This is a genomic window from Streptomyces sp. NPDC051286 (assembly GCF_044455345.1).
In the GTDB taxonomy this organism is placed as follows: Bacteria; Actinomycetota; Actinomycetes; order Streptomycetales; family Streptomycetaceae; genus Streptomyces.
Genome location: NZ_JBITER010000019.1, coordinates 1 through 10,937, shown reverse-complemented (window position 1 = coordinate 10,937; position 10,937 = coordinate 1). Strand labels below are relative to the sequence as shown.

The window sequence follows — 10,937 nt, the reverse complement described above, 5'->3', positions numbered from 1 at the left end:
TCGCCCGCCGGCCCCCCCCCCCCGGCGGGGGCCCCCCGCCCCCCCCCCCCCCACCCCCCCACCCCCCCCCCCCACCCCCCCCCCGGGGGGGGGGCCCCCCCCCCCCCCCCCCCCCCGCGGTCGTGCTGTGTGGTGCCGTGCCGCGCAGCGGGGACGGAGTTATCGTCACGGGGTGGAGACTCATCACCCCGCCCAGCCGGGTGCCGAGATTGTGGTGTGCGCCCTGTGCGGCACCACCGCCGACAGCGCGTACGCTCCGCCGACCTGGATCTGCTCCGTGGAGAACGGCAGGCGCCACCACTTCTGCGACGACTGCGCCCGCACCCACATCAGGGCGATCGAGGGCCGCCTCGATTCGGCCTGGTGGTGACCTGCTCCCGGGTTCCGAGACCTGTGCCAGCGCCGGGGCCGGGGTCGGCGGGGACGGCCCTGAGCACTGAGCCGGTTCCTGGTGCCGGGAGAGGTACTAGTGCCCCTCCCGGCAAGCTTTGCCCCGTCGGGCTGCCCAGCACGCCCGCTCGTCGGGTTGGCCGAAAGTCCTGGTAGCTCCTTCCCCAAGCTCTCAGCTCCGTTCGAGCAGGGGAGACCCCATCCAAGGACTTCCGGCCGCCGTGCGATCGCACGCACCGGACGACGCTCCTCATGAGGCACACCTTGCCGGTCACGGCGTTAGGCCGGCCGGTCGTCGAGCAGCTCGTCCTCGGTCAGCTCCTGGCCGGTCAGTTCCTGATCCGGGAACTCCCGATCCCGGTTCTGCTGATCGGGCAGGTCCTCGATGGGCCGGAACCCCGGGACCCAGGACTCCAGTTCGTCCCGCAGCCGCACCGTCGCACCCAGCTGGCACAGCACCCCGATCGTGCTCAGCGTCACCCGGTGTATCAGCAGATAGGCGGGCGGTAGATTCAGCTGCTTGCCCAGTTGGTGAGCGGGGGAGCGGGGATCCGCTATCCGGGCCGCCTGACTGCGCATCCAGCTGCGGGTGAAGGTGAACTCCTCCACCTGCGCCGGCTCGATGATGGGCAGGAGGTAGTCGAGTACCTCATCCGGGTCGAGGTCGATGGATTCCTTGACGAAGCCCTCCTCGCGCAGCAGTTCGTAGACTGCTTCCGCGTCACCCGCCAGCGTCAGCCGCAACGAGTCCCCGATGGGCTGAGGCAGGCCGCCCGGCAGCCGGTCCACCGTGCCGAAGTCCAGCACCCCGAGCCGCCATGGCCCGCTCCCACCGCCTTCCGCCTCCCCGTCCGCTTCCCTGCCCCCGGGCAGGAGCCGGAAGTTGCCGGGATGCGGGTCGGCGTGCAGCAGATTCGTGCGCGCCGGACCTGAGAAGAGGAATCGTGCCAGCAGCTGACCCGCCCGGTCCCGTTGCTCCTGGGTGCCCTCCGCGATCACCTTGGCCAGCGGGACACCGTCGATCCACTCCGTCACCAGCACCTGGTCGGACTGGTGCACCACACCGGGAATCACCACATCGGGGTCGTTCGCGAACTCCTCGGCGTGTTCCCGCTGCGACTGCGCCTCCAGTTCGTAGTCCAGCTCCTCCGAGACCCGGTCGCGCAGCTCCGCGATGAGCGGCTTGATATCCATTCCGGGGATCAGCGGGCCGAGCAGCCGGGCGAAGCGGCTGAGCTGGGTCAGGTCCGAGAGTAGGGCCTCCCCGGCGCCCGGATACTGCACCTTCACGGCAACGGCCCGCCCGTCGTGCCAGACCGCCCGGTGCACCTGCCCGATCGACGCGGCAGCCGACGGCTTGTCGTCGAATTCGAGGAACAGCTCCCGCCAGTCCTCACCGAGCCGCTCCGTGAGCACCGCGTGAACGGTGCGGGTCGGCATGGGGGGAGCGGCTTCCTGCAGTTTGGTGAGCGCCGCCCGATAGGGCCCGGCGACATCGTCGGGCAGTGCCGACTCGAAGACGGACAGGGCCTGACCGAGCTTCATGGCACCCCCCTTCAGCTCGCCCAGCGTGCGGAACAGCTGGTCCGCCGTGCGCTGCTGGAGTTCACGGGCCACTATCTCCGCGGACTTGCCGCCGATCCGCTTGCCCAGCCCCCACGTGGCACGGCCGGCGAAGCCGAGTGGCAGTGCGGCCAACTTGGCTGTACGGGTGACCGCTTTCCGGGGAAGATCAGACATACGCCCCTCCAAATCCCAGACTGCCGTGCCGCGCGCGGCGGTTACCCGGCCATTGTGTCCTGCGCTGCGCCGAGCCCGGAGGCGCGCTCCCTCCCAGTGTGCCGACTCGCCCCGCAGGAACAGTCGAGGTGTGGTCCGATCCTCTCCGACCGCCAGTCCAACAGCGGCAGGGCGGCCTCGCATCTGGCTCCCGTGCCGACGGGAATTTCGCCATCGAGAAACGCCAGCGCCTGGGCCGCCGCGAGACCGGCCACCGCTGTCGCCAGCCCCAGGTCGCACGCCTGCACGGCGCCGCGCCGCCCGGACCGCCACTGCGCAAGCATGCGCGGCCACTGCGGATCCCGATCCGTCCGGTGCAGATCCAGGCATCCCGCGCAGGCCGTACCGCCGGGCAGTACCAGCGGACCGACCACGCCGGTGGCCTCGATCACCCCGGCATAGAGATGAGGAGTGCCCGAAGCGATCCATGGCTCGGCTGTACGCGGGTCGGGGGCGTACGCCGCGAGACCGTCCCGCGGAGCGACCACGACCAGGGACAGCCCGGGACCACCACGCGACGGGGAGCGGTCCGACCCCGTCGACCGGGGGGCGGGACCGACAGCGGATCGTCGCACCAACTGCCGGGCGGCGGTGTCTCTGCGCTCACCGACCGCAGTGGCCGGAAGCCCGCCGGGTGCGACGTCCGACTGCTCGGTGACCCCACCGTCCAGGACTTCGACCAGGCCCACACCGGACCCGGACAGCACCGCCGCGATGGCCGCACCGACCCGGCCGGATCCCCGCACCTGGACCCGCATCGCGCGACGGGCCGCCAGCCGTCTCAGCCCGCCCCCGGGTTCGGGGTGCACGACCGAGAGCGACGCGAGGTCGGGGCGCTGTCGCTCCAGTACGTCGGCCCGGTTCCGTAACGCATCGGCTTCCGGCCCGCCCGCCCGGACATCGTCGATCAGTCCCGCTTCCGCCAATCGCGCCACCAGGATGTCAACGTGATGGTCCGACAGGTCCAGTGCCCTGGCTTCCTCGCGCAGCAGCGGCAGGCCGCGCGTTCCGTCGAGCAGTTCCAGGAAACTGCGCGTGGCGATATCCATCGGCCCCACCTTCACCGCGTGAGCGGGCGTCACCCCGAATTGCACGGTGTTCGTTCCACACCATGCTCGGCGCAGTGCGGGTTTCAACATCGGATGCATGGCTTCCCCCTGGTTCGTGTTCGTCCTGCTGCTGTCGCTGTTCCGTGCGATCTCTGTGCGATCTCTGTGCGGTCCGGAGTGATCTGCGCGCGCCGGCCGCGGACCGGAGCTTCGCGAGATCCGTTGCCAGAATGCAGGCCGGTGCCGAAGCGTGCAGAAAGTTATCCACAGGCATGGGGTATTAGTCGTTCAAATGGTGCGTGCCATGGAACGGATCACGCGCGAACCCTCCCGGAGGCGGGACTTCCCGCACTGACAGCGGGTACCGTCGGGGCGTGCCCGCCGACCCGTCACCCGGCTTCGCCGGGGAGACCCCCGCGCGCAGCGCCAAAGACCATCAGCGCAGCGCGGCCAGCCATCCGCCCCGTGTCTCGGTGACGAGCGCGGTCGAGGTCCGCAGGAGCACCCGCCGTAGCAGAACGGTGTCCGCGTACCGGGAGGGCGACCGCACCATCGTGCTGATCCCGGCCAAGATGTCGGAGGCGGAGGAGCGGCGCTGGGTGACCGTGATGCTTGACAAACTCGCGGCCCAGGAGAGCAAGCGCATCCTCGGCGACAGCGAACTCGCCGAGCGGGCCGAGCGGTTGTCCGTCCAGTATTTCGAGGGCCGGGCGAGGCCCGCCTCGGTGCGGTGGGTGACCAACCAGAACACCCGGTGGGGGTCCTGCACCCCCGCGGAGGGCAGCATCCGCCTGTCGCACCGTCTGCAGGGTATGCCGGAGTACGTCGTCGACTACGTGCTCGTCCACGAGCTGGCGCATCTGCTGGTTCCCGGGCACGGTCCGCGTTTCTGGCGGCTGCTGGAGGCGTATCCGCGTACCGAGCGGGCCCGCGGCTACCTCGAAGGAGTGGTGGCGGCGGACCGGTTGCCTCATCTGCCTGCCGCGCGCGGTGAGTGACGTTCAGTGATTCTGTACCGGGTGTGTACCGGCTTCGCTCAATGTCGGAGTTTGCGGCTAGCCTGGCGCGACGCATTCACATTCGGGATGGGGGACGGTCGTTTCGCATGGCCAGGGAATTCCAACGCGGCCACAAGGCCAAGATCAGTGATCTCACGCTGGGGACGGATCTGTACGTAGGTGTGCAGATCGCCGGTCCTGGACTGACCTTCGACATCAGCTGCTTCGGCCTCGATGCTCATGAACAGCTCTCCGACGACCGGTATTTCGTCTTCTTCAATCAGCCGAAATCGCCCGAGGAGTCCATTCAGCTCCTCGGCGCCCAGTCCGGTGACACCGAGTCGTTCCGGGTCACTCTGGACCGCATTCCGGCGAACATCCACAAGCTGTCGTTCACTGCGACGGTCGACGGCGCCGGGCAGATGTCGCAGATCGGTCCGGGATACATCCGGATCGTCGCGGGTGGCGAGGAAGTCGTCAGGTACGCCTTCACCGGCTCCGAGTTCACCACCGAGCGCGCGGTGATGCTGGGCGACTTCTACCTGAAGGACGTCTGGCGGTTCGCCGCTGTCGGACAGGGCTTCGACGGCGGCCTCGACGCGCTGCTGAAGAACTTCGGCGGCGAGGTCGCCGAGGAGGAGCCCGCCGCGCCGCCGCCGCCGGCGGCTGCGGCCCCCGCGTTCGCCCCACCCGCGCAGGCCCCGGCGCCCGCTCCGTCCTTCGGTGTCCCGTCCGCCCCCCAGGTCCCTCAAGTCCCGCAGGTCCCTCAAGTCCCGCAGTCGGCTCCGTCCTTCGGCGCCTCTGCCGCGCAGGCCCCCACTCCGCAGCAGCAGATGCATGCCGCGCCGACGATCGCGGCGCCGATGGCACCGCAGGGTGGCACCGTCCCTCCGCCCGCGCCCGCCCCCGCTCCCTACGGTCAGCCGGGACAGCCGCCCCAGCAGCCCCAGTTCGGGCAGTTTCCCGGCCAGGCCATGCCGGCCGCCCCGTACGGTCAGCAGGCCCCGGCTCCGTACGGTCAGCAGGCCCCGACTCCGTACGGTCAACAGCCCCCCGGAATGCAGCCGGGCATGCCGCAGGCCGGTGCCGGTCTGCAGGCCGCACTCCAGCCGTACAAGGAGACGGCCACCGGACAGCGTTGGACGCCGCAGAACCAGCAGCTCATGCGGGTTGACCTCACCATGGGCGGTACACCGGTGCTCGCCCGTCAGGGCTCCATGGTGATGTATCAGGGCAAGGTCGACTTCAGCTACAAGGGTGCCGGTTTCGTGGGCCGCGTGGTCGGGAATGCGACCGGCCAGGAAATGCAGCTGATGCGCTGTACCGGTCGCGGCCAGGTCTTCCTCGCCGAAGACGGTGCCCATCTGCACTCCATCGAGCTCCAGGGCGACGGCATCTGCGTCTCCGCGGAGAGCGTCCTCGCCTTCGACGAGTCGCTGCAGTACGAGGTCCGCAGGATCGAGGGTCACGGCATCCCCGGCGGGGCCCTGTTCACCATGCAGTTCCAGGGCAGCGGCACGGTCGTCGTCAAGACCCACGGCGTCCCTGTCGTCCTGCCGGTCACGCCGACCACGTTCGCCGACTGCAACGCCGTCGTGGCGTGGTCGTCCGCGTCCCAGGTGATCATCTCCAGCCAGGTCCGGCTGCGCCGCAACGCGTACCCGGGGCACAGCGGAGAGACCGTGAACCTCCAGTTCCGGGGAGCCCCCGGCAACTTCATCGTCGTCCAGCCCTACGAGGTTTGAGGGAGCCCGTCATGAACCAGCAGCTCGCGGGCTTCGCCCCGACCCCCGTCACGGCCCGTATGGAGAACCACGGCCATACGATGCTCAAGGTCGCCATGGCCACAGGCCAGGACCTCTACGCACGTACCGGCTCGATGGTGTCCTATGAGGGCTTCATCCAGTACGAGCCCAACCCGCCGGCCGTCCGGCAGATCGCCTCCCAGTGGATCACCGGCGAGGGCGCACCCCTGATGAAGTGCTCCGGTGACGGGCTGCTCTACCTCGCCGACTACGGCGCGGATGTGGTCGTAGTCAATCTCAACAACGATTCCCTCTCGGTCAACGGCACCAACGTCCTGGCCTTCGACAGCCACCTCACCTGGGGCGTGGAGCGGGTCAAGGGGCTGGCGAAGTTCGCCGGCCAGGGCCTGTGGAACGTCTGCATCTCCGGCACCGGCTGGGTCGCGATCACTTCGCGCGGCACTCCGATCGTCGTCGACTGCGGACGCGGCGAGGACGAGACCTATGTCGACCCGGACGCCCTTGTGGCGTGGTCCCCGAACCTCAAGGTGAAGGGCAAGCGCAGCTTCAAGGCCTCCTCGCTGATCGGGCGGGGAAGCGGCGAGGCGTTCCAGATGGCGTTCTCCGGCCAGGGCATCGTCGTCGTCCAGCCGAGCGAGGACAGTACGGACCGCCTGCGGGTCCGGAACTGAGGGGGAGCGAGAACACACCATGCAGAGTCCGCTTTTCAACTATACGGAACAGCAGTCCCAGGACCGGTACACCCTGCAGAACCCGCAGCTCCTGCGGGTCTCGCTGACCGGCCACGACGACGTCCTCGCCCGCAAGGGAGCGATGGTCGCGTACCAGGGGCTGATGGAGTTCGACGGCGAGTACCAGTCGCACGGGCAGCGCCGCGCCCGCGCGAACACCGGTGAGGGCCTCGACCTGATGCGCTGCTCGGGGCAGGGCACCGTCTACCTCGCCAACCTCGCGCAGTACGTGCATGTCGTGGACGTCGACCGGGACGGCATGACGGTGGACAGCGCCTATGTCCTGGCGCTCGACTCGTCGTTGCACACCGAGGTCATCGCTGTGGACAGCCAGTACGGCATCTCGGGCACGGGCAAGTACCAGCTCAACATCTCCGGCACCGGCAAGGTCGCCCTGATGACATCCGGCCAGCCGCTGATGATGCAGGTCACGCCCGACAAGTACGTCAACGTCGACGCCGACGCGATCGTCGCCTGGTCCAGCTCGCTGCGCGTGCAGATGCAGGCACAGACGCACTCCTCGGGCGTCTGGCGGCGGCGCGGCAACACCGGCGAGGGCTGGGAGCTCAGCTTCCTCGGACAGGGCTTCGCCCTGGTCCAGCCGAGCGAGGTGCTGCCTCCGCAGAGCGCCCAGATCGGCCAGGGGCTGCGCGCGCAGTACGGCATGGGCCAGGGAGCGCACGGCCAGAACCAGAACAACGCCTGGAACTGAACCGCGGCGCGCGTACACGGGTGAGGGGCGACCTTGTGAGAGGTCGCCCCTCACCCGTTGATCCGGGGCCGAGGGCCGTCGGTACGGCTACCGGCCGCCTTCCAGCGCCGCGCGTGTACGTGCCACCAGCCGCACCACCGAGGTGTCGGCCACCTCGGCCACCTCGTCGTACGCGAACCAGCGCAGATCCAGCGACTCGTCGCTGATCTTTTCCATCGCGCCCGACGGTGCCAGCGCCGCGTACTGCACATCCAGATGCCAGTGGCAGGGCGCCGGGATCGGATGCCGGTCCAGCACCACCGGGCCGCCCGCCAGCAGCGTCAGACCGCTGATGCCGGACTCCTCGGTGGCCTCACGCAGCGCCGCGGCCGCCAGCGTGGCGTCCTCGGGCTCGCAGTGGCCGCCCATCTGCAGCCACATCTGCAGCTTCCGGTGCAGTGTCAGCAGCACCCGTCCGCGCTGCGGATCGACGACCAGAGCGCTGGCCGTCAGATGCCCGGCCCCGCACGCCTTCCACATGCCGTCCGGGTGCTGTGCCAGATGGTCGAGATAGGTCTGCCGCAGCTGCTCCTGATCAGCGTCGGCCCGGTCCTCGTACCTTTTCAGTACGAGAACGGCGTCGTCGTACAGGCTCACTGGTCGGTGTCGTCCTTGCCGTCGCTGTCGCCGGATTCCTCGCCCTTGTCGGCCGCGGGCTTCCGCGGACCCTTCGCGGCCTCGCCGAGCATCTTGTCCAGCTCGGAGAAGTCCAGCTGCTCGTGGTGCACGAACCCGTCCGGGTCGTCCAGGTCATGCGCGGTCGGCAGCATGTCCGGGTGCTCCCAGAGCGCGTCGCGCCCGTCGAGACCGCGCGCGTCCGTGAGCGACGCCCACAGCCGCGAGGCGTCCCGCAGCCGCCGCGGCCGCAGCTGCAGCCCGATCAGCGTCGCGAACGTCTGCTCGGCCGGGCCGCCGGAGGCACGGCGCCTGCGCATCGTCTCGCGCAGTGCGTCCGCCGAGGTCAGCCGGGACTTCGCGGCCTCGTGGACCACCGCGTCCACCCAGCCCTCGACCAGCGCGAGCGCCGTCTCCAGCCGGGCCAGCGCCGCCTTCTGCTCCGGTGTGTCCTCCGGCTGGAACATGCCCTGCTGAAGGGCATCCTGAAGCTGCTCGGGCTGCGACGGGTCGAACTGGCCGACCACGTCCTCCAGCTTGCTGGTGTCGACCTTGATGCCGCGCGCGTACCCCTCGACAGCGCCGAACAGGTGCGAGCGCAGCCACGGCACATGGGCGAAGAGCCGCTGGTGGGCAGCCTCGCGCAGGGCGAGATAGAGCCGCACCTCGTCCTGCGGCACGCTCAGGTCCTTGCCGAACATCTCGACGTTCAACGGAAGGAGCGCGGCCTTGCCCGCCGGGCCGAGCGGCAGCCCGATATCGGTCGAACCGACCACCTCACCCGCCAGCACACCCACGGCCTGCCCGATCTGCTGACCGAACATCGCGCCGCCCATCGACCTCATCATGCCGATCAGCGGGCCGGCCATGGCCTGCATCTCCTCGGGCAGCACATCGCCCATGGCCATGCCGACACGCTCCGCCACCGGGTCGACCAGCTTCTGCCAGGCGGGAAGGGACGCCTCGACCCACTCCGCACGGCTCCACGCCACGGTCGAGACCGCACCGGAGGGCAGCGACGTCACGCCGTCCAGCCAGTGATCCGCCAGGCGCAGCGCCTCGTCGACCGCCGACCGCTCGGACGGGCCGACGCTCGCGTCCTTCGTTCCGTCCGGCGTGCCCTGCGAAACCGTCTGGCGGGCGATCTGCTTGGCCATGTCCCAGTTCACGGGACCGCCCTCGTAGCTCAGCATCTGGCCGAGCTGCTGGAAGGCGGCTCCCAGGTCGTTAGGGTTCATCGTGCCGAACATCGCCGCGAACGGGTTGTCCCCGCCCGCGCCCGGCCCGAAGCCGAACGGGTTCGCCGGCCCGCCCGAACCCTGCCCACCTCCAGTGGGGTCCTTCTTCTTGCCCTCGTCGCCGTTCTCCGGCTCCTCCGGCGGAAGGCCGAATCCGAATGGGGTGTCACTCACGGGTTTCCTCGGCTCGTAGGGCCGCCGGCTCGAACCGACGGCGACTGCCCGACATCACCATCCAGCGTAGACACCATGTCCGCTCAGGGCCTCAGTGCTCCGCCGGGTCCCGGCCTGCGGCAGGATGGACGCCACCTGGTACGTACGCGTCATTCGGGTACGTACTGAAGACAACCGCTGGAGACGCCCGGTGAGTTCCCCAGATCCTCAGGTTCGCGCAGCGCGAAACCTGGCCGACCCTTCGCACGAGAGCACGCCCTCGAAAAGCCGCTCCAAGAGCCGCGGCCCCGTCGTCGCGGTCACCGGTGCCGCGACCGGCGTCGGTGAGCTGCTCACCGCGCGCCTCGCGGCATCCGAGGAGATCAAGCAGGTCATCGCCATCGACGAGCGCCGCGGCGAGGTCTCCGATGCGACCTGGCACATTCTCGACGTGCGCGACCCCGCCATCGCTGAGAAACTGCGCGGCGCAGACGTCGTCGTCCATCTGGCACTCGATCTCGACCTGGAGACCGACCCCGCCGCCCGTACCGCGTACAACGTCCGCGGCACCCAGACCGTGCTGACGGCCGCCGCGGCCGCCGGAGTCCACCGGGCGGTGCTCTGCACCTCGGCGATGGTCTATGGGGCGCTGCCCGACAACGACATCCCGCTCGCCGAGGACGCAGAGCTGCGCGCCACGGCCGAGGCCACCGGGGTCGGTGATCTACTGGAGATCGAACGGCTCGGCCGGCGCGCACCTCGTGCCCACCCCGGGCTCAACGTCACCGTGGTCCGCCCCACCGTTCTGGTCGGCGGTACGGACACGGCGCTGACCCGCTACTTCGAGTCGCCGCGCCTCCTCGTCGTCGCCGGATCGCGCCCCGCCTGGCAGTTCTGCCACGTTGACGACCTGGTCACCGCCCTCGAGTACGCCGCGCTGGAGAAGATCGACGGGGAGTTCGCAGTCGGCTGCGACGGCTGGCTGGAGCAGGGGGAGGTCGAGGAGCTCAGTGGTGTGCGCCGGATGGAGCTGCCCTCCGCCGTCGCCCTCGGCGCCGCAGCACGGCTGCACCGGATCGGTCTCACCCCGTCCCCCGCGGGCGACCTCGCATACACGATGCACCCCTGGGTGGTCAGCGTGAGCCGACTGCACGACGTCGGCTGGCGTCCCCGGTGGACCAACGAGGAGGTGCTCGCAGCGCTCCTCGAAGAGGTGGAGGGCCGCCACACCGTCGCCGGACGCCGGCTCGGCCGCAAGGACGCCACCGCTGCCGGTGCCGCCGGTGCGACCGTCGCGCTGCTCGGCACCGCCGCCCTGGTCCGTCGCGCCCGCAAGGCGCGCCGTCGCATCTAGGAGGGCGCTTGAAGATCGTGGCCGGGCTCCCGACGCCTTGCACGCACATCTGCGGCGTTGCCAAAACGGCCTGATAGCTCCGCTATGAGGCCGCTTCGGCGCCTTGCAGCTGC

Annotated in this window: 10 protein-coding genes; 6 read left to right on the top strand and 4 right to left on the bottom strand. The window is 69.9% G+C overall.

From position 1 onward, the window contains the following. Positions 1 to 172 precede the first annotated feature (172 nt). On the top strand, positions 173 to 370 hold the full coding sequence (locus tag ACIBB8_RS20255; RefSeq protein WP_398953952.1) for a hypothetical protein: 198 nt from the start codon (positions 173 to 175) through the stop codon (positions 368 to 370). Between the two features lie 299 nt (positions 371 to 669). Here ACIBB8_RS20255 and ACIBB8_RS20250 read toward each other — a convergent pair whose 3' ends face one another. Both ACIBB8_RS20250 and ACIBB8_RS20245 read right to left on the bottom strand, forming a co-directional pair. After that, positions 670 to 2,130, bottom strand: a complete 1,461-nt coding sequence (locus ACIBB8_RS20250; RefSeq protein WP_398953950.1) for an ABC1 kinase family protein — start codon at positions 2,128 to 2,130, stop codon at positions 670 to 672. Between the two features lie 41 nt (positions 2,131 to 2,171). Further along, entirely contained in the window at positions 2,172 to 3,317 is a 1,146-nt protein-coding gene (locus ACIBB8_RS20245) for a ThiF family adenylyltransferase (protein ID WP_398953948.1), read from the bottom strand. A gap of 275 nt (positions 3,318 to 3,592) precedes the next feature. Between ACIBB8_RS20245 and ACIBB8_RS20240 the strand changes: the two genes are divergently transcribed. The 4 genes from ACIBB8_RS20240 to ACIBB8_RS20225 all read left to right on the top strand — a co-directional run bounded on the left by ACIBB8_RS20240 (position 3,593) and on the right by ACIBB8_RS20225 (position 7,425). Then, positions 3,593 to 4,216 (top strand): M48 family metallopeptidase, encoded by a 624-nt coding sequence (locus ACIBB8_RS20240; RefSeq protein ID WP_398953946.1) that lies wholly within the window; start codon positions 3,593 to 3,595, stop codon positions 4,214 to 4,216. Positions 4,217 to 4,323: 107 nt separating this feature from the next. Then, a complete protein-coding gene (locus tag ACIBB8_RS20235; protein ID WP_398953944.1) occupies positions 4,324 to 5,961 on the top strand; it encodes a TerD family protein in 1,638 nt (545 codons plus the stop codon). Positions 5,962 to 5,972: 11 nt separating this feature from the next. Further along, positions 5,973 to 6,653, top strand: a complete 681-nt coding sequence (locus tag ACIBB8_RS20230) for an AIM24 family protein (protein ID WP_398953942.1) — start codon at positions 5,973 to 5,975, stop codon at positions 6,651 to 6,653. Between the two features lie 19 nt (positions 6,654 to 6,672). Further along, on the top strand, positions 6,673 to 7,425 hold the full coding sequence (locus ACIBB8_RS20225) for an AIM24 family protein (protein ID WP_398953940.1): 753 nt from the start codon (positions 6,673 to 6,675) through the stop codon (positions 7,423 to 7,425). 87 nt (positions 7,426 to 7,512) lie between these two features. On the opposite strand, the gene ACIBB8_RS20220 is transcribed toward ACIBB8_RS20225, so the two are convergent. Both ACIBB8_RS20220 and ACIBB8_RS20215 read right to left on the bottom strand, forming a co-directional pair. Next, a complete protein-coding gene (locus tag ACIBB8_RS20220; RefSeq protein ID WP_398953938.1) occupies positions 7,513 to 8,061 on the bottom strand; it encodes an NUDIX hydrolase in 549 nt (182 codons plus the stop codon). Further along, complete coding sequence (locus ACIBB8_RS20215; protein WP_398953936.1) at positions 8,058 to 9,491, bottom strand: zinc-dependent metalloprotease; 1,434 nt, start codon at positions 9,489 to 9,491, stop codon at positions 8,058 to 8,060. The genes ACIBB8_RS20220 and ACIBB8_RS20215 overlap by 4 nt, the downstream gene beginning before the upstream one ends. Before the next feature lie 190 nt (positions 9,492 to 9,681). On the opposite strand from ACIBB8_RS20215, the gene ACIBB8_RS20210 reads away from it, so the two are divergent. Next, on the top strand, positions 9,682 to 10,824 hold the full coding sequence (locus ACIBB8_RS20210) for an SDR family oxidoreductase (protein WP_398953934.1): 1,143 nt from the start codon (positions 9,682 to 9,684) through the stop codon (positions 10,822 to 10,824). Positions 10,825 to 10,937 lie beyond the last annotated feature (113 nt).